We start from the raw sequence: 24567 nt of genomic DNA on the forward strand, positions 1-24567 counted from the left end.
CGACGCCGTCACCACCGCCGCCGACCCCAACACCATCGCAGGCGACCTCCTGGACTGGATCAACCAACGCTGACCCATTCCGAAACACGCCCTAGGGCCCCCTAGATCCAGCCCTCCTCCCACGCCCGGTGGGCCGCGGCGTGGCGGGTGGCGACGCCGAGCTTGGACATCGCCGACGAGAGGTAGTTCCGCACCGTCCCGGGCGCGAGGTGCACGGCGGCCGCGATCTCCGACACCTGGGCGCCCGTGCGGGCCGCCCGCAGAACCTCCAGCTCGCGGTCCGTCAGCGGGCACTCGTTCTCGGTGAGCGCCGACGCGGCGATCTCCGGGTCCACGTACCGGCGCCCGACGGCGACGTCGCGCACGATCTGCGCGAGCCGTGCCGCCGGCGTCGACTTGGGCACGAAGCCGCTCACGCCCGCCGCGAGGGCCCGGCGCAGCACGGCGGGCCGGGCGTGCCGCGTGACGATGATGACGCGCGGCGGCGCGCCGTCGGCGTGGGCCAGGATCTGCCCCGCGGCGTCCAGCCCGTCGGTGGGTGGCATCTCCAGGTCGAGCACGGCCACGTCCGGACGGTGCCGCTCGGCGAGCCGCACGGCATCGGTGGTGGTGGCCGCCTCGGCCACGACCTGCAGGTCGTCCTCGAGGTCGAGCAGGGCGCAGAGGGCCCCGCGGAGCAGCTCCTCGTCGTCGGCGAGCAGGAGGCGGATCATCCGCTCACCGTCGCGGTGACCACGAACCGGTCGTCGTCGCTCGACCAGGACAGGCGCCCGCCGACGGCGGCCAGGCGCTCCGCCAGGGACGCGAGGCCCGTGCCGTCGCCGGGGCTCCCCGTCGTGCCCGGGTTCCTGGTCTCGCCCGGGCTCCCCGTCTCGTCCGGCCCGGCCGGGTCGTCGCCCGGCCAGCCCGCGCGGGCGCCGTCGTTGTCGATCACGAGGCGGGCCCCGGCGTCGTCGGGCAGCAGGACGATCGCGGCGCGCGTGGCACGGCTGTGCCGCAGCACGTTCGTGGTGGCCTCGCGCACCACCAGGCCGAGCAGGCTGCGCGGCGCCTGGGGGAGGGACGCGGCGAGCGCCGGGTCGACGTCGGCGTGCACGTCGACGCCCGCGGCGGCCAGGACCTTGGACGCGTTGGCGATCTCCGCGTCGAGGGTGGTGCGCCGGTAGCCCTGGACCAGGGCGCGCGTCTCGCGCAGGGCGTCGCCCGCGAGCTGCTGGACCTCGCGCATCTGGTCGGCGGCGCGCGCCGGGTCCGCCTCGGAGAGCCGCGCCGCGAGCTCGCTCTTGAGGGCGATCACCTGCAGGTGGTGACCCTGGATGTCGTGGAGGTCGGCGGCGAAGCGCAGGCGCTCGTCCGCGACGGCGAGCTCCCCGGCGAGACGCCGCGCGTCGTCGAGCCGGGAGGCGACCTGCCAGGCGCGGAGCATGCCGAGCATGGCCGGGCCGAACGCCACGACCATGAGGGCGGGCATCCAGGTGGCGTGCCCCACGTGCGGCTCACCCGTGGCGCGGGCCGTGAGGAGGCCGACGGCCGGCAGCAGCACCAGGGCCACCCCGAGCACCTGCCATGCCCGCCGTGCGGGAAGGAACATGACCAGCACCGAGAGGGCGGCGGCCGGTGCGATCGACCAGAGCCCGAAGTTCCCGACGGCGAGCGGCACCGCCCCCGCGACCACCGCCGCGCAGCCGGCGGCCACGAGCCAGGCGGCCGACGGCGGCTCGTCGCGCACCCGCCGCGCGATCAGGACCCCGCACGACAGGACCGTGACGACGGTCGCCAGGCCGGTGAGGGCCCGCGCGCCGGCGTCGACGTCCGGGTCGAGCACCCAGTCTCCGACGGCGAAGCCGAGCACGCAGGCCACCGTCCCCGCGAGGCCCCACCACGTGTTGCGGCGGAAGCTCGCGAGGCCGCTGCCGTCGTCGGCGAGGGCACGGGCGGTGCTCATGACGCCATCCTGCCAGCGCGGACGCGGGTGCGGGGCTGGCCCCGGGCCTTCATGACATCTGTCATGCCAGGTCGTGACAGGTGCCCGCGCTCAGGTGCGGTCCGGCACTACTGGCCGAGGGAGCCGTCGGACAGCGTGGGGAGCAGCGCGGCGAGGAGCGCCGCCCCACGGGGAGGAGAGGGCGATGAGGACGGAGACGACGGGCCGGGCCGAGGCGGCAGGGGCGCACGGGACAGGGCACGGGTCAGGGCAAGAGACCGGGCCCGGGGGCGTGCCCGCGACGCGGGCGCGAGAGGCGACGAGGTTCGTCGCGCACCTGGCCGAGATGGTCGTGGTGATGGTGCTCGGCATGATGCTGCTGGCGCCGGCGTGGAGCTGGGCCGGTGCGGTCCTGGGGGTCGAGGCGGTGCTGCTGCGGACCGATGTCGCGGCCGCGGTGATGGTGCTCGACATGGTGGCCGCCATGACCGTGTGGATGCGTGTCCGGCGTCACGGGTGGCTGGCGATCTGGGAGATGAACGCGGCGATGGCCGCACCGTTCGCCGTGCTCCTGGCGCTCTTCTGGGCCGGCGCGGCCACCCCGGGCGACGTGATGCTCTGGGGTCACGTGCTGATGGTGCCCGCGATGGCGGGCGCGATGCTGCTGCGCCGGGCGGCGTACTCGCAGCACGTCCACGGTCTCGACCTGGCCTGGCTGAGGCGGCGGTGGCCCGTGCTGCTCGGGCTCGCGGTCCTCGCCGCCACGATCGCCGGGGGAGCGGGCAGGCTGCCCGCGTGGCTGATCGTGGTGGTGGCCCTGGTGTACCCGGTGGTGGGCGTGCTCCGGCGCAGCATCCGCGGGCGGTCGATGGCCCTGCTGCAGGCCGCGGGCATCGTCGTGTTCGCGGGGATCGCACTGCTGGCGACCGCCTTCGCGGGCCAGGACACCGGGGCGCACCTGGTCGCGGCGGGCCTCGTGGGTCACGGGGTGTGGGACGTGCTCCACCACCGGGCGAACGCCGTGGTGTGGCGGTGGTACGCCGAGTCGTGCGTTGTCTACGACGTGCTGCTCGCGCTGGCCGTGGTCCTGGTCGCCGTGGCCTCCTGAGCCTGGCGCGCCGCCCGTCGAGCCGCGTGCTCGACGGGCGGCGCGGGCTGTCAGAGGGTCCAGCGCTGGTTGGTGCCGCTGTTGCACGTGTACTGCTTCAGGCGGGTGCCGTTCGCCGTCGAGGCGGCGGGGACGTCGAGGCACTTGCCCGAGTGCCGGGCCACGATCTCGACGTAGCCGCCGGTCACGCTGCGCAGCTGCCACTGCTGGTTGGTGCCGCTGCCGCACGTGTACTGGATGATCGCCGCGCCGTCGGCGGTCGAGGCGCCGTTGACGTCGAGGCACTTGCCCGAGTGCTGGGCGACGAGGTTGTAGTAGCCGTTGCCGAGGTTCTGCAGGGCCCACTGCTGGTTGGTGCCGCTGCCGCAGGTGTACTGGGCCACCTCGGCGGCGTTCGCGGTCGACGCGCTCACCACGTCGACGCACTTGCCCGAGTTCTGGTTGACGATGTCGGTCACGGTGGTGCCGCCACCGCCGTTGCCGGTGTTGGGGTCGACGCTGTCGCCCCACGCCCAGCGGAGACGGTTCGCGCCCGAGGCGTTGCGGATGGTGAGGTCGAGGTTCGTCCCGGAGCCGCCCTTGATGTACATCGAGTAGCCGTCGTAGCCGATGTTGCCGGGCTTGCCGCCGATCGCCGGCCAGTACGTTCCACCCATCTGGTTGTCGCGCATGACGTCGGTGACGGCGCGGATGTGGCGCACGAAGTTGTCGGAGCTGTTGGGGTCGCCGTAGTTGAGACCGCTGTTCATGGCCCCGCCGAACTCCGTCATGACCGCGCGCGAGGCGCAGCTCCCCAGGCGGGTGATGATGTGGTTGCGCCAGCCGTCGTAGGTGTTCGTGCCGTAGAAGAACGCGTAGTGGTGGTACGACAGGAGCGTGTTGTTGAAGCGGCTGTCGTTGCAGACGTCGCGGAGGTCCTGGCTGTAGCCGGTGCCCCCGATGAGGACCCGCCCTGCCGGTGCGGAGTAGTGGTAGCTGAGCCAGTCGGCGGCGACGTTGCGCCACTCGGTGGAGCTGTAGCCGTGCGGCTCGTTCATCGGCTCGAAGTACACGAGGCTGTTCGAGCCGTACTGGGACGTGACGGTGGACCACATCGTGTTCCACGCGGCGTAGTTGGTCACGCGGCCGCCCGAGGCTGCGCCGTCCTCCCAGTAGGCCAGGACGACCTTGAACCCGCGGGCGGTCGCCGCGTCGATCGTGGCGCGGTAGTTGTTCCACCAGGCGGTGCCGACGGTGTGGGTGTTGACCGGCAGGCGCACGGTGTTGATGCCGAGGGTGCTCGCCATGTCGTCGTACACGGCGTTGGCCTTGGCCTGGACGGTGGCGTAGCTGTCGGAGCTGCTGAGGCCGTCGAGGACCAGCGGGCCGGTGACGAAGTTGTCGCCGAGCACCGCCCAGTTCATGCCGCGGAACTGGCTGGTGGCGGCCGTGGCGGGGGCGGCCAGGGACAGCGCCGTGAAGGGGAGGAGGACCAGCGTGGCCAGCATGCTGAGCAGGACGCGCTCGAGGGGACGCCGCTGCCAGGGCAGGGCGGACTGTCGGTGAGGAGCGTTCATGGTGGTGACCTATCTCGTGCGGCGTTGCACGTAGCAGGGCGTGAACTGTGGATGACGTTGGCGTGGGATGTTAACGTCAACATCGGCGCAATTCTCACACTTGGCCCTTATGGGGTCAAGGAATGTTGCCCCGGGCCGGGGTGACGCCGGTCCGCCCGTTCGCTACGTTGACGTCCAGGTCAGAGCGCACAAGGGGGCAGAGGTGACGGTCGCACCGCAGGCACGCGCGGGAGTGCAGCCCCGACTCGCCGTCGCGCTGCTGCTCGCCGTCGTCGTGGGCGTGGCCTTCGCCATCGGGACGGTGATGCTGAACCACGGCGAGCACGTCGTGCTGCGAGGCGTCGCGACGGTGGTCGGGGCGGCCTCCGGCTGGGCGGCTGCCGGAGTGGTCTTCGGCTGGGTCATGCTGCGGCGAGGGGCGTCGGCGGCTCGCACCGTCCTGCTGTGCACCGCCTTCTTCGTCAGCGCCTCGGTCGGTTACTACGTGGCCGACTACCTGTACGCGCTGGCCACCTCCGAGCCGCCCCTGCCGCCCGGGGTCCCGCTGCTGCCTGGGGCGATGGCGAGCACCACGCCCCAGCTCTCCATCGGGGAGATGTCCTTCTGGGTGGTCGCCTCCCTCGTGTGCGGGCCGGCGTGCGCGGCGGTCGCGTGGCTGGCCGGCCGCCCCGGCGTCCTCGGGCTCCTGGGCGGGCTGTGCCTGCCTGTCGGGGCCGCGCTCTGGTCCGCGTTCATGCTGACCGACCGGTTCTCCATCCCCGTCAGGCTCCCGAACCTGGTCGCGCACTGGGCGGTCGTGGCGCTCTGCGTGATCGGGGCCGGCGTGCTGGTGGTGCGGTACGTCGCGAGAGCTCGCGCCACGCTCGCCCAGTAGCTCAGGCGTGCTCCCAGCCGGGGGCCACCAGGACGCCGTCGTGCACCGTGGCGGGGATCGTGCGGACCACCGCGCTGACCGGGACCGCGCCGTAGGCGTGCGGGAAGAGCTCGCTGCCGGGGTCGCGCGGGTCGCCGGGCTCCGCCCGCACCTCGATGCCCGCGCCCGCGAGCGCCGTCGTGCTGATGCCCAGGAGGACGAGCGGGCCGGCGTCGGCGTAGAAGGCTGCCGCGACGCGGCCCACCTGGTCCGCGTCGAAGGACCCGTGCAGGTAGCCCACCTCCGAGACGCTGCGCCCGCGGGTGGAGACGGCGTACGTTCCCGTCTGCTGGGCGGCGTTCCAGTCGCCGACGAGGGCGATGTGCCAGATGATCGGTTCCACGGGACGGACCGTAGCAGGCACACTGTTGACCACGGCCCGGAGCCCTGTTGCCGGCACCCCCGGTTGTTCGACAGGCGAACATCGGCAGATCTTCGGGGCCCGCTTGTCGGTTCTCACAGACTTGTTGGGCGTTACGCGTATTCGCGCCGTATCTGGCCGTTTTGCCGGTCCTGGCCGACGCCGTGGGCCGCTACCGTCGCGCGCCATGGGGATTCATTGCGAGTACGCGCGGTTCGCATCCGGGGAGCTCGACAAGGCGCGGTCCGACCGTGAGTGGGCGGAGACGAGGCTCGACGCGCTCGCCGACGAGTGGGTCGAGTACGACCTCCCGCCGGAGGACGCACGGTACTTCAGCCTGGGGCGCGCGTGGGGTCCGCTCCACGGCCTCCTGCTCGCTCAGCCGGGCATGCCGGTGGACGTGGTGCAGGGCGGCACGCCGCTGGGGCTCGACGGGGGCATCGGGCCCGTGCGCTACCTCGCACCGCAGGACGTGCTGTCCGCCGCCGTTTTTCTCGGGGCCACGCCGTTCACCGTGCTCGCGGCGCAGTACGACGTGGCGCAGACGTGTGACGGTGAGCCCTGCGCCGACCCGGACGAGCACCTGCCGGAGGAAGGGCTGCCGCTGCTGGGGGAGCGGTACGCGGAGCTGCGACGGTTCTATGCCGCGGCGGCAGCGGCGGGGGACGCCGTCGTGCTGATGCTCAACTGAGGTCGAGGGGCACGGCGGTCGCCCGGGGCGGGGCGCGCGCCGGGCTCCCGGCTCAGGCGGGCCGCCCACGAGGGTCGCCAGCGCGGACCTGGCCACCTCGTAGGCTGAGCCCAGACGCGACAGGCAGGAGACCGAGGTGGCCCAGACCACGACCGCGCCCAGCGTGGCAGAGCTGATGGCAGAGCTGGCCGCGCTCGAGGACCCGCGGGCGCGCGAGGTGAACGAGAAGCACGGCGATGATCACGGGGTGAACCTCGGCAGGCTGCGGGCGGTCGCGAAGCGGCTGAAGACGCAGCACGACCTCGCGCGCGAGCTCTGGGCGACCGGGGACACCGCCGCGCGGCTGCTGGCACTCCTGGTCTGCCGGCCCAAGGCGTTCGAGCGCGGCGAGCTCGACCTCATGCTGCGCGAGGCGCGTGCCCCGAAGGTGCAGGACTGGCTCGTGAGCTACGTGGTGAAGAAGAGCACGTATGCGGAGGAGCTGCGGGTGGCCTGGTCGGCCGACGGCGACCCTGTGGTTGCCGGCGCGGGCTGGGCGCTGACCACCGACCGGGTGGCGAAGAACCCTGCCGGCCTGGACCTCGCAGGGCTTCTCGACGTCATCGAGGCGGAGATGAAGGACGCACCGGACCGGCTGCAGTGGGCCATGAACCACTGCCTGGCCCAGATCGGGATCGAGCACGCGGAGCACCGCGCCCGCGCGCTCGACATCGGCGAGCGGCTGGAGGTGCTGAAGGACTACCCGACGCCGCCGAACTGCACGTCGCCGTTCGCGCCGACCTGGATCGCGGAGATTTTGCGGCGGCGGGGCGCGTAGCGACGTCGGCGTGCGCCCGGCTCCCGTTAATCAAGTGCCCGAGGCGCCTGTCCCTCACTAACCTCGCGGCATGCCTCAAGCCCGACTGCGCAGCGAGCGCCTCGACCTGGTCCCGCTCGCCGAGGAGCACCTGCCGTTCCTGGTCGAGCTCAACTCCGACCCCGTGGCGCTGCGCTACCTCTACACCCGCAGGCTCACAGCGGCGGAGACCGAGGCGCGGATGCGTCGCTGGATCGCCGGGGCGGTCGACGGGCTGGGACTGTGGGTCGCGTACGGCTCCGGGGACCCGATCGGCCTCTTCATGCTCGCCACGCCCGACGGCCCGAGCCGGCCCGGCGTGGCCGAGCTGGGCTACCGCCTGCCCCAGCGCTCTTGGCGCCAGGGGTTCGCCAAGGAAGGCTCCCGCGAGCTCGTACGCCATGGGTTCGAGGATCTCGGCCTGGACCGCATCATCGCCCAGACCATGGCCGTCAACGAGGCTTCCCGCGCCACCATGGCCTCGGCCGGCCTCACGTACGCCCGCAGCTTCCACGAGGACGTCGAGGAGCCGCTCGCGGGGCACGAGGACGGTGAGGTCGAGTACGAGATCACCCGGGGGATGTGGCGCTCGCCGGTCTGAGCGGGCGCCGGAACAGGCAGCCCGTCGCTCGCGCGGGCCTACGCCCTCGCCTGGACCTGCGCGACGACGTCGTGCGTCGTCTTCCCGACGACGTCCGGCTCGCCCTCGCCCGACCAGGTGCGGCCGTGCGAGACCCACCCGGTGCGCACGCCGGACGCGTGCCCGACGGCGACGTCGGCGTGCGCGGCGTCGCCGATCATCCAGACCGTCGACGGGTCGGCGTCCTCGGCGCCCAGCAGACCGAGCGCGGCCCGGACGGTGCGCGGGTCGGGCTTGGCGAAGCCCACCTCGCCCGACACGACCACCGCGTCGACGAGCGTGGTCAGGCCGGCGAGCCCGAGCTTGGCGCGCTGGTGCGTGCCGTCGCCGTTCGTGACGATGCCGATCCGGTCCCCGGCGGCGCGTAGCCCGGCGAGCAGCCCGGCCACGTCCGGGTACGCCACCACGTGGGCGCGGATCCCGGCGCGCATCTCCTCGATCATCTCCGCCACCGGGCCCGTGCGGCCGGTCGCGTCGAGGATCGCCTGCGCGACGAGGGGCTTGGGCGCGAAGCCTCCGGCGTCGGCGCGCAGGACCTCGGCGAGGGCGGAGGCGGGGCGGCCGGCGTCGGCCAGGGTCTTGGCCGCCCAGTCGCGGAACGCCCCGTCCCGGTCGACGAGCGTGTTGTCGAGGTCGAAGAGCCAGATCACGCCCGGACGGTAGCGGGGCGTGATCCGGCGGGTGCCGGGTGTCCACGGCGGCGCCCGGGGTGGGACCGCTCGCGCACCCGTCAGCGGCGGCGGTCGCCCGCCGCCGCCGACGCGTGGTCGGTCAACGTGTGGCGCAGGTGGCCGTGGTGGGTGGGGTTCCGCTGCCGATGAAGCCGGCGGTGGTGCTGGCTCCGGCGCTGAGGGTGCCGTTCCAGGTGGCGTTGGTCAGGGTGGTGCCGGAGAGGGTGGCGCTCCAGGCTTGGGTGATGGTGGCGCCGGTGAGGTTGGCGGACCAGCCGGTGATGGCTGTGGTGCCTGCCTTGACGACGAGCTCGGCCTGGTAGCCGCCGCTCCAGGAGTTGACGACGCGGACGGTGGCGGTGCAGGCGCCGCCGGTGGGCGGCGGGCTGACGGGCGGCGGGCTGACGGGCGGCGGGCTGACGGGCGGCGGCGTCGTCGGCGGGACCGACGGCGACGGGGTGCCCGAGCCGGGCCACGGTCCGAGGTTGCCCCCACCGATGTTGATGTCCGAACAGAGGAAGTACACCTGGTCGGCGTGCGACGCCTTCCAGACCGTGTACAGCACGGCGCGGCCCGAGCGGCCGGGCAGCGAGACGTCGGTGACGTACGGCGACGTGGTCGGGTAGCGCCCGGTCTCCTTGACCAGGTCGAGGTTCTCCCAGCCGAGCGCCTGACGGGTCGGGTCGAACCCGGCCTTCGAGACGTAGATCCGCAGGAAGTCGGCGCCGTGGTTGGCGCCGTCGGTGAGCGTGAGCCGGAAGTTGTTCGGCACGCCCTTGGCGACCCAGGCACCCGGGTTGTCGAGGGCGTTGTAGCGGCCGTTCTCGGCACGGCCGCCGGAGCAGAGCGTGCCGCTCGGGATGCCGGCCTGGTAGTTGCCGGCCAGGCCCTCGCGGTACAGGCCGTTCCAGTTCCACATGGCGTTGGTGTTGGCCTGCCACGCCTGGTAGCACATCGGGTCGGCCGTGGCCATGCCGGGGTTCTGGAAGTCGCCGCCCCAGCGGTCCCAGCAGCCGTAGTTGCGCGACGGCGGGTCGGTGACGGACCCGTGCGCCGCGGCCTCCGGGGCGGTGGCTGCCTGGATCGCCACGACCCCCAGCGACAGGGTCATGGCGAGGGCGGTCAGTGCGACCGCGGTCCTCGTGCGAACGGATTTCACGACGGACATGGATGCTCCTCCTTGAGCTCGACGGTGCCGTCACCATGCATGCCACCGCGCTCGTTGGCGAGGAGGTGAAGCGTTTCACCTCGTGGGGGCTCTCGAGCCCCCGGGCTTTGCCCTCCGGGTGACCAGACCCACACCGGAGCCGCTTGTGAAAACATGCACAAGGATGGATCCTGGGGGTGTTGGACATCCGGCCGAGGCTGGACCGAACGTAACGATCGCCTCGAGCACAAGAGGCGAGCGAAGGGATGGGGCGATGTACGGGCTGGCGGGCGGACGCTCGGAGCGTGAGGTCAGACCTCATGTACGGCGTGTGACCTCGCCCCTGCGCCGCCTCGCGGCGGCCTTGGCGACGGCCGCGCTCGCCCTGAGCGGCGCCGTCGTCTCGACCTCGTGGACCGCACCGCTGGCCGTCGCCGAGCAGGCGCCCGTCTGCCCGCCCGCGGGTGACGTCCCGCCGTGGACCACCCTGCCCGACGACGGCCCCCTCTACACCGACAACGCCGTCTCGATGTGGGCCGGCGGGGACTTCACGGTGACCGGCGCGACCGCCGAGTCCGAGGGCGTCACCGTCGTGATGGGCGACGCGACGATGTCCAAGACCGTGGCGAACGACGGGTGGTACGGCTTCAACTTCGGCGTCGTCGGCGTCGGCTCGCAGATCGCCCCGGAGCCCATGTCCGTCATGCTCACGGTGGGCGGTGACCTGACCGTCAAGCCTGGCTACTCGATCACGGTGGGCTACCTGATCGGCGGCGGCGTCGCCGTCGTCGGCAACACCTCAGGCACCGTCGACACGCACGGCGGCCCGGTCCTCACCCAGGAGGCCGCAGCAGAGCACCTCGCCCAGTACCAGCACTTCGGGGCCAAGGTGAACGCCCTCTCGTCGGCCCTCGACGCGCTGCCCGCCAACGGGACGGCCACCTTGGAGACCCGCGGCGGCGAGACCGCCCTGGTGCTCACGGCCGGCACGCCCGACGCCGCCGGGCGCCAGGTGTTCACCGTCCCCGGGGCCGACTTCGCCGCCGCGACGCGGGTCGACTTCGACAGCCTGCCCGTCAACGCGGACGGCTCCTACCCGACGGTCGTCGTCAACGTCACCGGCGGTCCGGTCGCCGCCGTGAACAACAGCACCTACGTCAACGGCACGATGGTTGCCGGGGACGGCTACGCGGGCCCGGAGCTGGGCAACGTGTCGACCGCCATCATGTGGAACTTCCCCGACGCGGGCTCGGTCAACCTCGCCAGCACCCAGGACGGCGTCAACTTCCTCGGCAGCATCCTGGTGCCCCACGGCAGCATGGTCACCGACGTGATCAGCACGAACGGGCGCCTCTACGTCGGCGGCAGCTACACCATGGGCGACTCGATGCCCAATATTGCGGCGCACGCCGAGCACCACAACTACCCGTGGACCGGCGCGTCGGCCAGCGGGTGCGACGACAACACCGTCACGCCGGTCTCTGGCGAGGTGTACCTCACCAAGCACCTGACGCCGGGCTCGTTCGTGGACGACCTGCTCGCACAGACGCCCGGCGCCGTCGTCGCCAGGGGCGAGCTGGTCTGCACCGACACCGACGGCACCGTGCTCTTCAGCCGCGAGTGGACCCTCGTCCCCGGTCGCACCGTCTACTTCGACGGCATCCCGTTCGGGGCCACGTGCACGGTCACCGAGCAACCAGGCCTCTACCTCACGGACGGCAGCCCGCTCGACACCCAAGGCTTCACCTGGGCGCAGCCCACCATCACCGTGGGCGGTCAGGCCACCTCGACCTTCACCGTCACCGACTCCGCGCCGGAGGTCGAGGTCGACGTCACCAACACGCTCCTGGGCTCCTTCGACCTCACCAAGCAGGTGGTCGGGACCACCACGGACGCGCAGTTCGGCTTCACCTGGACGGCCACGGGGCCCGACGGCGCAGCCGCCACCGGCTACCAGGTGCCCGCCGCCGGTGGCCCTGCCGTCCCGGTGACCGACGCGTCGACGGGAACCGTCACGGTCGGCGCGGGCGGCACGGTGAGCCCGGTGGTCGGCGGCAGCCCCGTGCTCTTCCCGACCGGCACCACGGTGACCGTCGAGGAGACCGCGCTGCCCGAGCCCGGTGCGGGGAGCGAGTGGGCGCCGTCGCTCAGTCCGGACACCGTCACGGTGGGCGGGCACGACCCGACCGTCTCGTTCACCGCCGTGAACACCCTCCAGCAGAAGCCCGCCCGCTTCGCCGTGACCAAGACCGTGACCGGCGACGGCGCGGACCTGGTGGACCCCGACGCCACGTACACGTTCGAGTACTCCGTGGATGGCGCGCCCGCCGCCGAGCCGATCGTCGTCCGCGCGGGGGAGACGGTCCTGAGCCCCGACCTGCCCGAGGGCGCTGTGATCACCATCGCGGAGAAGGACGTGCCCCAGTTCACGGGCGTGGAGTGGGCCGACCCCCAGCTCGAGGGCACCTTCACCGTGCACAGCGGCGCGCAGTCGCCCTACGCGCTGCCCGTGGTCAACACCGCCGTGCCCGTGGACCGCACGTTCCGGATCTACAAGGACGTGACCGGCGCAGCCGCCGGGTCCGTGCCGGGCGGCACCGAGCTCACGGTGGACTACTCCGTGAACGGCGGCGAGCAGACCGGCACGCTCACGCTCACGGCTGACGGGACCGTCGTCGACGGGCCCACGCTGAAGTACGGCGACACCGTCACCTTCAGCGAGGCCACGCCGCCCGCCGTCGACGGGGTGGTGTGGGGGAGCGCCACCTTCTCCGTGGACGGGACGGTGCTCGACGACGCGACGATCACCCTGGACTCGCCGGACGACGTCCCGGTGGCCGTCACACTGACCAACCAGGCCAAGCTGCCGGGCGTGGGCTTCGTGATCCACAAGAAGCTCGCCGGCGCCGCCGACCAGCTCGACCCCGGCGCGGTCTTCGGGGTGCGCTACCGCATCAACGACTCGTGGGACCAGCACCTCCTCCTGCTCCGCGCCGACGGCACCGTCATCAACGGACCGAGCGGGCTGCAGGCGGGCGACAGGGTCGTCTTCACCGAGTCCATCACGCCTTGGGGCGACCCCAGGCCGCCCGCCGCGCCCGGCGGAGGGTTCTGGGACCAGCACCCCGTGCTGACCGCAGACGGATCTCCCGTCGTCGTGGACGACTCGGGCCAGTGGACCGTCACTCTCGGCGCGGACACCGTGGTCGAGGTCGAGCTGACGAACGCCCTGCTCGCCGCTCCGGCGTTCACCGTCGCCAAGCAGGTCACCGGTGAAGCCGCCGGACAGGTCCCGGCGGACACGGTGTTCGTCGTCGGCTGGGAGGTCACCTCCGGGCCGAACGCCGGGATGAACGGCAGCCTGGCCCTGCCCGCGGACGGTACGCCCGTGCCTGGCCCGGCACTGACCAAGGGCGACGTGCTCCACTTCACCACCGAGTCGGCCCCCGACCTGCCCGGAGTCACCTGGGGCACGCCGACCCTGCCGCCGGACCAGACCTGGGGCGAGTGGGACGGCTACGCCCGTGTCCTGACGGTCACGAACGTCGCCGAGCTGCCCGCGACCGGCACCTTCCAGGTGAACAAGCAGGTGGGCGGCGACCTGGCGGGTTCCGTGCCGCAGGGCACCGACTTCACGGTGGACTACACCGTCGACGGCGTCCCGCAGCCGCCCCTGACCGTCCCGTCCGGCGGGCTCGTGACCTCCCCGGAGATCCCCGTCGGCGCCGAGGTGGTGGTCACCGAGACCACGTTCCCGGAGATCGCGGGCGTCACCTGGGGCGAGCCACAGATCGCGAACGGCACGTTCACGATCGCAGAGGACGCCCAGGTCACCGTGACCGTGACCAACGAGGCCGACGCGGCTCCGGCCGCGGACATCTACCTCCAGAAGCTCGGCCAGGCCGTGGGCGGCGACCCCGTCCCGCTCGACGGCGCGGAGTTCCAGCTCCTCGCCGACGAGGGCGGCACGCCCGGCACCGTGCTCGGCGACCTGCCCGTCACCCCGGTGACCGGCGAGACCGGCCGCTACGTCGTGACGGCCATCCCGGCCGGCACCTACTGGCTCCAGGAGATCAAGGCCCCCAGCGGGTACGACCTGCTGCCCGAGCCGGTCCAGTTCCTCGTCGGCTCCGACGGGTCCGTGAACGTCGCTCTCCCCGAGCGGCACCCGCAGGTCACCGCCACGTCCGCCGACGGTGGTGCGATCGACGACACGCTCCAGGTCGTCGACCGCCCGGTGCTCACGCTGCCCTTCACGGGCGGCCCGGGTGCCACCCTCAGCGCGCTCGGCCTGGCGACGCTCGGCGCCGCCGTTCTCGCCGCAGCGCTGGCCCTGCGTCGTCGACGCAGCGTGCCGCGCCGTCACTGAGCCGGGCTTCCCTCGCCCTGTGCCGGACGGCGCCCGCGCCGCCGACCGCCGTCGCCCCGCCGACGGCAACGTCCCCCTCTGTAGCCGACGGCCTTCCCCGGCGCGCCCTGCGCCCGGCGGTGGCGGCGGTCGGTGGCGCCCTTCACGACCAAGCCCGGGTACGCCGGGCCCCGCAAGAAGAGAGAAATGGAAAGAACAATGCGCACCATCGGAACGAACCGGCGTACCGGGGCGGGAGTCATGGCCGTGCTGGCCGCCTCCGCCCTCGCGCTCGGGTTCGGTATCCCGGCGGCCTCGGCCGCCAACGTGGCCCTGCCCGACGGCGACGAGACCGGCGAGCTCGTGATCACGAAGCACGAGAGCCCCGCCGGAACCGCGGCAACCGGCCTCCCGCAGGAAATCAACACCGAGACCAACCCCACGATCGACGGCGTCACGTTCAAGGTCCAGCAGGTCACCGCATGGAACGACACCCCGATCGACCTCACGACGAACGAGGGCTGGGCGCTCGCGTCGACCGTCGACATTCAGGACATGGACAACGCGACCCTCTCCGAGGGCACCACGAAGGTCACTGGTGCAGACACCGAGGCGGACGGCGTGGCGACGTTCGGCGACCTGCCGCTCGGCCTGTACTACGTGACCGAGGTCGACGCCCCCGCCGGTGTCCTGCCCGGCATCCCGTTCCTGGTCACCATCCCGATGACCAACCCCGACACGGAGAAGCTCAACGAGTGGATGTACACCGTGTACGTCTACCCGAAGAACGACACGGCGGGCGTCACCAAGTCGGTCGACGACTCCACGGCGACCTACAAGGGCCAGCCCGTCTCCTGGACCGTCCTCGGTGACATCCCGACGTACAAGGACGTGAACGGCGACGGCGAACTCGACGACCCCGGGGAGTCCCTGGCGGCCTACAAGATCACCGACCAGCTGGACAGCGCGCTCACCTATCAGTCGGCGACGGTCTCGATCACCACGAGCGAGGCGCTCACTGCGGACGACTACACCCTGTCGCACGCCGCGGGCCTCGTCACGGTCGAGTTCAAGCCCAGCGGCGTGGCGAAGCTCTCGGCAGCGAAGGCCGCGAACGCCGCAGCCCAGGTCTCCGTCGTGATCGTCACCACGGTGAACGACGCCGTCGGTCAGATCCCGAACGAGGCAGGTCTCTGGCTCAACGGCAGCGAGACCGCTGTCGAGTCGAACGTGGTCTCCACCTACTGGGGCGGCGTCCTGGTCGAGAAGGTCGACGCGGCGCTGAGCACCACGAAGCTGGCGGGCGCTCAGTTCCAGGTGTTCGCGTCCGAGGCGGACGCCGACGCGCAGGCCAACCCGATCACGATCAGCGGTGCCAGCACGTTCACCACCGGTTCGAACGGCCAGATCGCCATCGACGGCCTGCAGTACGACGCCGACGGCACCGACTACTGGCTGGTCGAGGTCAAGGCCCCCACGGGCTACGAGCTGCTTGCCGAGCCGATCAAGGTCACGGTCGACGGCCCGTCGACCGGCGACGCCGCCACGGACGTGGCTGTCGTCGAGAACGTCGAGCACAACGCCGGGTTCACCCTGCCCCTCACCGGTGGTTCGGGTACGGCCCTGCTGACCGGCGCGGGCGTCGTCGTCCTGGCCGCGGCCATGGTCCTCGTGGCCCGGTCGCGTCGCCAGACCGACGAGGTCTGACGCACGCACCACACCCGGGGCGCGGGCCGCAGGGCCCGCGCCCCGGCACGCACCGTCCGAGCCCGAGCACGGGAGGAAGCACCATGAACCGGCAGACCGTCGCCGTCATGGTCCTCGCCGCGCTCGGGCTCGGCCTGCTCCTCTACCCCACGGCGGCCAACTGGTTCGCCGTGCGCGACCAGGCCTCCGAGCTCACGGGCTACGCCCACGCCGTCGACGCGATGCCCTCGGCGGAGCAGGACGCCATGCTCGCCTCCGCCGAGGCCTACAACGAGCGCCTCGCCCAGGGCCGCACCGGCTCCGGCACCACCCCGGACGCCGAGTACCAGGGCGAGCTCGCCCCCCAGCCGGGCGACGTCATGGCCCAGCTCACCGTCCCGGACCTCGGGGTCACGCTGCCCGTCTACCACGGCACGGGGGAGGACTCGCTGAGCCGCGGAGTCGGCCACCTGTTCGGCTCCGCGCTGCCGGTGGGCGGCGTCGGGAACCACCCGGTGCTCTCGGCGCACTCCGGCCTGGTGGACGCGGAGCTCTTCACTCACCTCGAGGACCTCGAGATCGGCGACCACTTCAGCATCGACGTGGTGGGCCGGACGATCACCTACGAGGTGGACCAGATCACCGTCGTCGAGCCGGGCGACACCACCACCATGCAGCCGGAGGCCGACCGCGACCTCGTCACCCTGCTCACCTGCACCCCGACGGGCATCAACTCCCACCGCCTCGCCGTGCGGGGCGTCCGGCTCGACCCCGTGCCCGCCGCCGACGCCGAGGCCGTCATCGCCGGGCGCGACGGCGAGGCCGGCTTCCCGTGGTGGGCCGTCGCCTTCGTCGGCGGGGTCACGCTCGCGGGGGTCGGTGGCAACCGGCTCAGCCGGCCGCGCAAGGCGTCGCGGACGGCGGCGGACCAGGCCTCGGCAGCGCAGACCCCCGAGGGCCGGGCCCCCGCGAACCAGCACCCGAAGGAGACGCCCCCCGTGCGCACGCGCCGTCGTCGGCCCGACCCTGTCAAGATCGTCGCCCTCGTGGTCCTCCTCGGCGGCCTCGCCGTCGCGGGCGGCTGGACCTGGCACAACGTCGGCACCACCTGGATGGCCGACCGCCAGGAGGCCGGCGACCTCGCCGCCTTCAGCGAGGCGCACCCGCTGCCCGCAGCCGCCGGGACGCTCCGGACCGACCTCGACGCCGCGCCGGTCCCCACCGACCTGTCCGGGACCTGGGGGACCCTCTGGGTCCCGTCGTGGGCGGGCACCACCGGCGCTCGCGGCGAGCTGATGGACGCCCGCACCCCCATCAAGGAGGGGGTGACGGAGGCCGTGCTGAACACCGGCGCGGCGGGCCGGTTCACCCAGTCGGACCGGCCCGGGCAGGTGGGCAACACGGCCCTGGCCGGGCACCGGCGCACCCACGGCGACAACTTCCTGCACGTGGACGCCCTCGTGGCGGGGGACACCGTCGTGGTCGAGACCGCCGACGCCTGGTACGTCTACGAGGTGACTGGCCCGGCCGGGCTGGTCGAGCCCCAGCAGGGCGCCGAGGTCGTGGCTGACGCGCCGTCGGGGCTCGCCCCGGGCGGGCGCTACCTCACGCTCGTCTCGTGCCACTCCGTGACCGACGGCGCGTGGGGCAACGACCACCGGATCGTGGTGCACGCGTCGCTGGTGGGCTGGCTGGAGCACGACGCGGGAGTACCGCCGGAGCTCGCGGGCGCGCTCGGTTGAGGCGCCGCCGGCCTCGGCGGAGCCGGCCTCGGCGAGCTGCGCGGCGCGTCGTCCCCGCGAGTTTCGCCCGTTGTGTGAACAGTGGCGGAACTCTGGCGGGCCGCAGTCACACGCGCCGCAAATTGCCCCTAATGTGCCTGCCTGTGGAGATTTCCGACGCACGCTCCCTGCCGCTCGCCGCTCCGGCGACGCCCCGCCTGGTCGCGCTGGACATCGACGGCACGCTCGTCGGGCACGACGGCGAGCCGTCCCCGGCGGTCGCCCGTGCCGTCACCGCGGTACGCCGCGCCGGGCACCACGTGGTCCTGGCCTCCGGCCGGTCGCTGGCCGGCGTGCTGCCGATCGCCAGGTGCCTGCGGCTACGCACCGGCTGGGTCGTCGCGTCCAACGGCGCGATCACGGCGCGCCTGGTCGAGTCCGGCGCCCAGCTCGTCGACGTCCAGCCGCTCGACGTCCAGGCCGTGGTCCGCGTCGCCCTCGACGCGCTCCCCGCTGTGCGGATCGCGGTCGAGGAGGTCGGCCTCGGCTACCGGGTCTCGGCGCCGTTCGAGCCGCACGAGGTCAACGGCGCCCAGCGCCTGGTCCGGGTCGAGCAGCTGTGGAGCGAGCCGTCCCCGCGGCTCGTCCTGCGGGGGCCGCGGGCCCACCACCTCGTCCCCACGCTGCGGGCGCACGGTGTCACGGCCATGACCGACGGCGCGGACTGGGTCGACGTGACCGCCGGACGGATCAGCAAGGCCACCGCGCTCGAGAAGGTCCGCGCCGACATCGGCGTGGACCCGTCCCGGACGGTCGCGGTGGGGGACGGGCTCAACGACCTCGAGATGCTCGCGTGGGCCGCTCGCGGCGTCGCGATGGGCCACGCGCCGACGGAGGTGCGAGCCGTCGCCGACGAGGTCACCGCCACGGTCGCGGACGACGGCGTGGTGCCGGTGCTGCGGTCGCTGCTGTGAGGTCCGCGCTCGTCCTCGAGCCGACCGGCCGGACCCGATGCGCCCGGACCTAAACCTTTCGTCACCTGGTGCTGACGGGTGGGGAGCCCCGTAGGTTGCGCGCATGGACGATCGATGGAGACGTGCCGCGCACCTCGTGCGCGCCGTCGTCCTGGCGTCCACGACGTTCTGTCTGGGGGTGGGGGCGCACCTGTGGGCCGGCGGCCGGGAGCCGTCGGCGCCAGGGCTGGTGCTGCTCGGCGCGCTGACGCTCGTGGTGTGCTGCGTCGCCGCTCGCTTCCGTGCTCGCGCCGTCTGGCTGACGGCTTTTCTCGGTGCGATGCAGACCCTGCTGCACCACGGGCTCGCGCTGGTGGCGGACCCGGCGCCCGGCCCGTCGTCGGGCGCGCCTGCAGGGCTGGACCGCGTGCTGGACCACGGTGTGGCACACGGGCAGCCGATGGGCGGGCCGGCCGGCCTCGGCGCCGACGCGGGGATGTATGCCGCGCACCTGCTCGCGGTGGTGGCCACCGCCCTGCTGCTGGCCGCGCTCGAGCGCAGCGCTGATCTCCTGCGGGCGGTACTGACCTCGCTGCGCCTGTTGCTCGGCGCGTTCCGCCCGGTCGCGATCGCGGCAGCGCCGCGCCCGGCGTGGCCCACGGGGTCGCCGCAGTCCGTGGTCACCCTCCTGATGGCCTCCGTCGCGCCACGGCGGGGCCCGCCGGGCTCCTTCCCGGCCGCAGCCTGAACCTGTCCGTCCGCGCTCCTGCGCGGCGACGACGCGGTGCGGGCGGGCCCCGCTGCCACCAGCCCTCCTGCGCGACCTGAGCGTCGCGGCGCCCGTGCGCCCGCGACCCCCGTCGCGCTGTCCGTGGAAGGACCACCCATGACCTCCGTGACCACCCGTACCGACGAAACGACGTCCCCACCGACCCCGCCGGACCCGAGCCCGAGCGAACAACCGGCGACGCCGGGCGTGTGGGCGCACGTGCGGCCGCTGCTGCACCGCCTGCACTTCTACGCCGGCATCCTCGTCGGCCCGTTCCTGGTCCTGGCCGCGCTCACCGGCCTCGTCTACGCCGCCACCCCGACGATCGAGCAGGTGGTGCACCGCCACGAGCTGTTCGTGGACGCCCCGGTCGCCGAGCCGCTATCCCTGTTCGACCAGGTCCAGGCCGCTCGCGCGGTGTACCCCGAGGGTGCCGTGACCCAGGTGCGGCCGGCGGCGGCGCCGGACCGCACGACCGCCGTCGTGCTCGCCGCGGACGACCTGCCCGAGGGACTCACCCGGACGGTGTTCGTGGACCCGGGCACCCTCGAGGTGCGGGGCGCGCTGGCCACGTCCGGCGACGCGCTGCCGTTCCGCGCATGGGTCTCCGAGCTGCACGCCAGCCTCCACCTGGGCGCGGCCGGGCGGCTCTACTCCGAGACCGCCGCGTCGTGGCTGTGGGTCGTGGTGCTCGGCGGCCTGGCCATGTGGGTGGCCCGGGTCGCACGTACTCGTCGGCTGCGCCGCCTGGTCGTCCCCGAGGTGCGCTCCGCCCGCCCCCACAAGCGCGTCCTGTCGTGGCACGGCGCCGTCGGCACGCTGATCGCCCTGGTGCTCCTCGGCCTCTCCGCCACCGGCCTGACCTGGTCCGCGTACGCGGGGGAGAACGTCGAGAGCCTGCGGCACGCCCTCGGCTGGGCCACGCCCGCCGTCGACCCCTCCCTCTCCGCGGAGGCGGCCGCCGCCTCGGCCGCGGCCCACGAGGGCCACGGCGACGGCGGTCCCGCGATGATGCTGGAGATGGGGCCCGGGGTGAACGGCGTCCACTCGATCGCCCGCGCCGAAGGGCTGCGCGCCCCGCTGGTCATGACGCCGCCCGCCGACCACGGCCAGGCCTGGGTTGTCCGGGAGAACCAGCGACAGTGGCCCACCCAGGCCGACGCCATCGCCGTCAACGGGAACGACGGCACCACCGTCGACCGGCTCGACTTCGCGGACTACCCGCTTGCCGCCAAGCTCGCCCGCTGGGGGATCGACGCCCATATGGGCACCCTCTTCGGGTTCTGGAACCAGGTCGTGCTCGCCGTCGTCGCCGTCGGGCTCGTCGCGCTCGTCGTCATCGGCTACCGGCTGTGGTGGCTCCGCCGCCCCACCTCGTCGGCGTCGTGGCGCCCCGGGCCCGCCGTGCCGCGGGGCGCGCTGCGCCGGGCGCCGCTCTGGCTCACCGTCACGGTCCTGGCGCTCGCCGCGGCGGTCGGGGTGTTCCTGCCGCTGTTCGGCATCCCGCTGGCCGTCTTCCTCCTGGTGGACCTGGCGCTGGCGGCGCGTGCGAGGCGGAGGGCCGCGGCCTGACCTGGATCCTGGGTGGCCCTGCGCACCCGCGCCGGGCCACCTAGGATCGACCGGGAACTGGCGCGACGGGTCGGTCGTTGAAAAGGACACGACTCGCGCGCGAGCCGGGGCACGGTCGCGTGCCGAAGGCCCGCCGCGTGCACCCCCGATCGACCCTTTCGGAAGGACCATGGACGGCTCCAGCAGTACCAGCGCCCAGGCACACGCACGGCTCCGCGGGAGGTGTGCTCGATGACCTGGGTGCTCTCCCTCCTGCTGGGGGTGGTCGTGATCCTGGCCATCACCGCGGTGACGGGCTACTTCGTGGCCCAGGAGTTCGCCTACATGGCGGTCGACCGGTCCCGGCTGGCCGCCCGGGCCGAGTCGGGTGACGCCGACGCGCGCCGGGCCCTGGCGGTGACCCGCCGCACCTCCTTCATGCTGTCCGGGGCGCAGCTCGGCATCACGGTGACGGGCCTGCTCGTCGGCTACGTGGCCGAGCCGCTCGTGGGCACGGCGCTCGGTGACGCGCTGGACGACGTCGGCGTGCCGACGGGTGTGGGCGTCGCGGTGGGCACGGTCGGAGCGCTCCTGCTGTCCACGGTGGTGCAGATGCTGTTCGGGGAGCTGTTCCCGAAGAACCTGGCGATCGCCCGTCCGGAGGCCGCCTCGCTGTGGCTGGCCCGGTCCACCACCCTGTACCTGGCGGCGTTCGGCTGGCTGATCCGCGTGTTCGACGCCGCCTCCAACGTCCTGCTGCGCCTCCTGCGGATCGAGCCCGTGCACGACGTCGAGCACTCGGCCACCGCGCGCGACCTCGAGCACATCGTGGCGGACTCCCGCCAGAGCGGCGACCTGCCGCCGGACCTGTCCAACCTGCTGGACCGCATCCTGGACTTCCCCCGCCAGGACGTGGAGCACGCGATGATCCCCCGGGCGCGCGTGGACGTCGTCGAGGCCGACCTCACGGTGGGCGAGGTCCGCGCGCTCATGGCGCGCAGCCACTCCCGCTTTCCCGTGGTGTCCGACGACGACGTGACCGGCGTGGTGCACCTGACCGACCTGCTCTCCGGCGACGTGCCCGACGACGCGCTGGTCGCCTCCGTCGCGCGCCCGCCCCTGGTGCTGCCGACCTCGATGTCCCTGCCGGACGCGCTGCGCGCGCTGTCGTCGAGCCGGAACGAGATGGCGTGCGTGGTCGACGAGTACGGCGGCTTCACCGGCGTCCTGACCCTCGAGGACCTGGCCGAGGAGCTCGTCGGGGAGATCACCGACGAGCACGACGAGGCGGAGGACCTGCCGATGGTCGCCGACGACGACGGGGTCTGGATCATGTCCGGGGACGTGCACCTGGACGAGGTGGAGCGCGCCGTCGGGCACGACCTGCCGGAGACGGAGCACGAGACGATCGCCGGCCTGGCCGTCGCGACCCGCGGGTCGCTGCTCGCCGAGGGCGAGGCGGTCGAGATCGACCTGCCGGACGACCCCGCCGACCTCGCCTCCGACGAGCCGCCGCCGGACCGGGTGCTGCGCGTCGAGGTCCTGGAGGTCGCGCGCCACGTCCCCGCACAGGTACGTGTGAGCGTCGTCGAACGACCCCGCGGCGCCGCCCTCACCCAGAAGACCGACGCCGAGGACGCGAACCGATGACCGAGAACCCCGTCTTCGTGGCTGTGGCCACGGTCCTGATCATCGGCGCCAGCGCCTTCTTCGTCGCCATCGAGTTCGCGGTGCTGGCCGCCAAGCGGCACCGCCTGGAGGACGCGGCCGCGACCAGCCGGTCAGCCCGGGCCGCGCTGCGCTCCTCGAACGAGCTGACCGTCCTGCTGGCGGGTTCCCAGCTCGGCATCACCGTCGCGACCCTGGCCCTGGGGGCCATCACCAAGCCCGCGGTGCACCACTGGATCACACCCGTGATCGAGGTCTGGGGGGCGCCGCACTGGGCGGCCGACGTCGCCGGGTTCGTCCTGGCGCTGCTGATCGTCACGTTCCTGCACCTGGTGGTGGGGGAGATGGCCCCCAAGTCCTGGGCGATCGCGCACCCCGAGACCTCCGCGACCCTGCTGGCGCTGCCCATGCGGGCCTTCATGTGGCTGACCCGTCCGGCGCTCATCGCGCTCAACGAGGCCGCGAACTGGTTCCTGCGGCGGGTCGGGGTGGAACCCACGGGGCACGTCGCCTCCGGGCGCAGCCCCGACGACCTGCGACACCTGGTGGAGCACTCGGCGAACGTCGGCGCTCTGGACGCGGTCTACTCCGGCCGGCTCGCGGGCGCGCTCGACCTGAGCCGCCTCACCGTCGCCGACCTCGCCGCCGGGCGCACGGCTCCCGTCGCGGTACCCGCCGACGCGACCGCGGCCGACGTGCGCGCGGCGGCCGACCGCTCCGGGCACCTGCGCATCCTGGTCACGGACGCCGACGGTACGCCGTCGCACGTCGTGCACGTGCGCGACGTCCTCCTGGCGCCGGCGGACCAGCCGCTGACCGGGGTCGCACGTCCCGCCTACGTCCTCGACCCCACCACTCCCGTCCACACGGCCCTCGCCGCGATGCGCGAGACCCGTAACCACCTCGCCGTGGTCCCGGGGTCCGACGGGCACCGCATCGTCACCCTCGCGGACGTGCTGGAGCGCCTGTTCCCACGGACGGTGGCCGGAGCGTGACCCTCGGCCGTACCGCGACGACGGTGTTCTCCGCCTAGCAGGCGAACTGCCTCCGGTACTGCTGCGGGCTCACGCTGCGCACCCGCGTGAAGTGGTGGCGCAGGGTGGCGGCGTTGCCGAAGCCGACCTCCGAGGCGATCCACTCCACCGGCTGCTCGGTCCGCTCGAGCAGCTCCTCGGCCGCGGCCACGCGCTGCCGGGTGATCCAGCTGTGCGGCGTGGTGCCGGTCTCGTCGCGGAAGCGGCGCGCGAACGTGCGCGGCGACATGTGCGCCCGCCGCGCGAGGGCATCGACCGTGTGCTCGTCGCCGAGGTTCTCCAGGACCCAGGTCAGGAGCGGGCGGAGGGTCTCGGCGTCGCAGTCGGGGACAGCGCGCGCGATGAACTGCGCCTGGCCGCCGTCGCGGTGGGGCGGCACCACGGCGCGCCGCGCGATGGTGCTGGCCACCGCGGCGCCGTACTCCTGGCGCCAGATGTGGAGGCAGGCGTCGATGCCGGCGGCGGTGCCCGCGCCGGTGACGACCTGGCCGGAGTCGACGTAGAGCACCTCGGGCACCACCCGGGCCAGCGGGAAGCGGCTCTGCAGCTCCTCGGTGTACATCCAGTGGGTGGTGCACTCGCGTCCGTCGAGGAGCCCCGCGGCACCGAGCGTGAACGCCCCGCTGCAGACGGAGAGGATCCGCGCGCCGCGCGCGTAGGCGTCCTGGAGGGCGCGCACCACCGGTGCCGGTGCCATCCCGTTCCGCGGCGTCGCGGGCACGGCGACGAGGTCGGCCGCAGCCACCCGGTCGAGGCCTTCGGACGCCTGGATGGAGAAGCCCATCGTCGTCATGATCGGGCGCTCGTCGACGGCGCACACGGCGAAGTCGAGCCGGGGTACACCGTCCTTGCTGCGGTCGAGGCCGAACGCCTCGCACAGCACACCGAGCTCGAACGGGGCGACGCCCTCGAAGGCCAGGACCGCCACGTTGGTCAGCATCTCCTCATGCTGACAGAGGGTTGGCAGTAAATCAACGTAGTGCGGCATCTC

At 73.2% G+C, this 24567-nt stretch carries 20 protein-coding genes; 13 read left to right on the plus strand and 7 right to left on the minus strand.

The window, feature by feature from the left end; genetic code table 11:
* Positions 1–101: 101 nt before the first annotated feature.
* Both D1350_RS21225 and D1350_RS21230 read right to left on the minus strand, forming a co-directional pair.
* Positions 102–713 carry a response regulator transcription factor gene (locus D1350_RS21225; protein ID WP_125778052.1) on the minus strand — a complete coding sequence of 204 codons (612 nt, stop codon included), beginning with the start codon at positions 711–713 and terminating at the stop codon, positions 102–104.
* Positions 710–1945 (minus strand): sensor histidine kinase, encoded by a 1236-nt coding sequence (locus tag D1350_RS21230; protein ID WP_125778053.1) that lies wholly within the window; start codon positions 1943–1945, stop codon positions 710–712. The genes D1350_RS21225 and D1350_RS21230 overlap by 4 nt, the downstream gene beginning before the upstream one ends.
* A 184-nt stretch (positions 1946–2129) precedes the next feature.
* Between D1350_RS21230 and D1350_RS21235 the strand changes: the two genes are divergently transcribed.
* Positions 2130–3032, plus strand: a complete 903-nt coding sequence (locus D1350_RS21235; RefSeq protein WP_125778054.1) for a hypothetical protein — start codon at positions 2130–2132, stop codon at positions 3030–3032.
* A 50-nt stretch (positions 3033–3082) separates the two neighbouring features.
* Here the strand turns inward: D1350_RS21235 and D1350_RS21240 are convergent, their stop codons facing one another.
* Complete coding sequence (locus tag D1350_RS21240) at positions 3083–4588, minus strand: RICIN domain-containing protein (protein WP_125778055.1); 1506 nt, start codon at positions 4586–4588, stop codon at positions 3083–3085.
* Between the two features lie 202 nt (positions 4589–4790).
* Between D1350_RS21240 and D1350_RS21245 the strand changes: the two genes are divergently transcribed.
* Entirely contained in the window at positions 4791–5462 is a 672-nt protein-coding gene (locus tag D1350_RS21245) for a hypothetical protein (protein WP_125778056.1), read from the plus strand.
* A 1-nt stretch (position 5463) separates the two neighbouring features.
* On the opposite strand, the gene D1350_RS21250 is transcribed toward D1350_RS21245, so the two are convergent.
* On the minus strand, positions 5464–5844 hold the full coding sequence (locus D1350_RS21250; RefSeq protein ID WP_206074636.1) for a DUF952 domain-containing protein: 381 nt from the start codon (positions 5842–5844) through the stop codon (positions 5464–5466).
* 205 nt (positions 5845–6049) lie between these two features.
* Between D1350_RS21250 and D1350_RS21255 the strand changes: the two genes are divergently transcribed.
* The 3 genes from D1350_RS21255 (at position 6050) to D1350_RS21265 (ending at position 7989) form a co-directional block, all read left to right on the plus strand.
* Positions 6050–6553, plus strand: coding sequence for a DUF1877 family protein (locus tag D1350_RS21255; protein ID WP_164545262.1), 504 nt, complete (start codon positions 6050–6052; stop codon positions 6551–6553).
* Positions 6554–6728: 175 nt separating this feature from the next.
* Positions 6729–7370, plus strand: a complete 642-nt coding sequence (locus D1350_RS21260; RefSeq protein WP_125778127.1) for a DNA alkylation repair protein — start codon at positions 6729–6731, stop codon at positions 7368–7370.
* A gap of 70 nt (positions 7371–7440) precedes the next feature.
* On the plus strand, positions 7441–7989 hold the full coding sequence (locus D1350_RS21265; protein ID WP_125778058.1) for a GNAT family N-acetyltransferase: 549 nt from the start codon (positions 7441–7443) through the stop codon (positions 7987–7989).
* A gap of 38 nt (positions 7990–8027) precedes the next feature.
* On the opposite strand, the gene D1350_RS21270 is transcribed toward D1350_RS21265, so the two are convergent.
* Together D1350_RS21270 and D1350_RS24795 are read right to left on the minus strand one after the other, a co-directional pair.
* A complete protein-coding gene (locus D1350_RS21270) occupies positions 8028–8678 on the minus strand; it encodes an HAD family hydrolase (RefSeq protein WP_164545263.1) in 651 nt (216 codons plus the stop codon).
* A gap of 121 nt (positions 8679–8799) precedes the next feature.
* The gene (locus tag D1350_RS24795; RefSeq protein WP_125778060.1) at positions 8800–9867 is read right to left on the minus strand and encodes a lytic polysaccharide monooxygenase auxiliary activity family 9 protein; all 1068 of its coding nucleotides are present in this window, start codon (positions 9865–9867) and stop codon (positions 8800–8802) included.
* Between the two features lie 310 nt (positions 9868–10177).
* Between D1350_RS24795 and D1350_RS21280 the strand changes: the two genes are divergently transcribed.
* The 8 genes from D1350_RS21280 (at position 10178) to D1350_RS21315 (ending at position 23537) form a co-directional block, all read left to right on the plus strand.
* Positions 10178–14215: a DUF5979 domain-containing protein gene (locus D1350_RS21280; protein ID WP_164545264.1), complete on the plus strand. Its 4038-nt coding sequence runs from the start codon at positions 10178–10180 to the stop codon at positions 14213–14215.
* Positions 14216–14413: 198 nt separating this feature from the next.
* Positions 14414–15901: a SpaH/EbpB family LPXTG-anchored major pilin gene (locus tag D1350_RS21285; protein WP_164545265.1), complete on the plus strand. Its 1488-nt coding sequence runs from the start codon at positions 14414–14416 to the stop codon at positions 15899–15901.
* Between the two features lie 83 nt (positions 15902–15984).
* The gene (locus tag D1350_RS21290) at positions 15985–17622 is read left to right on the plus strand and encodes a class C sortase (protein WP_125778063.1); all 1638 of its coding nucleotides are present in this window, start codon (positions 15985–15987) and stop codon (positions 17620–17622) included.
* 143 nt (positions 17623–17765) lie between these two features.
* Entirely contained in the window at positions 17766–18575 is an 810-nt protein-coding gene (locus D1350_RS21295) for an HAD family hydrolase (protein ID WP_240644265.1), read from the plus strand.
* 103 nt (positions 18576–18678) lie between these two features.
* Positions 18679–19302 (plus strand): hypothetical protein, encoded by a 624-nt coding sequence (locus D1350_RS21300; RefSeq protein WP_125778065.1) that lies wholly within the window; start codon positions 18679–18681, stop codon positions 19300–19302.
* 138 nt (positions 19303–19440) lie between these two features.
* Entirely contained in the window at positions 19441–20895 is a 1455-nt protein-coding gene (locus D1350_RS21305; protein WP_125778066.1) for a PepSY-associated TM helix domain-containing protein, read from the plus strand.
* Between the two features lie 231 nt (positions 20896–21126).
* Positions 21127–22524 (plus strand): hemolysin family protein, encoded by a 1398-nt coding sequence (locus D1350_RS21310; protein ID WP_125778067.1) that lies wholly within the window; start codon positions 21127–21129, stop codon positions 22522–22524.
* The gene (locus D1350_RS21315) at positions 22521–23537 is read left to right on the plus strand and encodes a CNNM domain-containing protein (protein WP_206074637.1); all 1017 of its coding nucleotides are present in this window, start codon (positions 22521–22523) and stop codon (positions 23535–23537) included. Before D1350_RS21310 ends, D1350_RS21315 begins: the two co-directional genes overlap by 4 nt.
* A gap of 34 nt (positions 23538–23571) precedes the next feature.
* On the opposite strand, the gene D1350_RS21320 is transcribed toward D1350_RS21315, so the two are convergent.
* Positions 23572–24516, minus strand: a complete 945-nt coding sequence (locus tag D1350_RS21320) for a helix-turn-helix domain-containing protein (protein ID WP_125778068.1) — start codon at positions 24514–24516, stop codon at positions 23572–23574.
* Positions 24517–24567: the final 51 nt, after the last annotated feature.

It is taken from the genome of Antribacter gilvus (assembly GCF_003946865.1).
GTDB classification, from domain to species: domain Bacteria; phylum Actinomycetota; class Actinomycetes; order Actinomycetales; family Cellulomonadaceae; genus Antribacter; species Antribacter gilvus.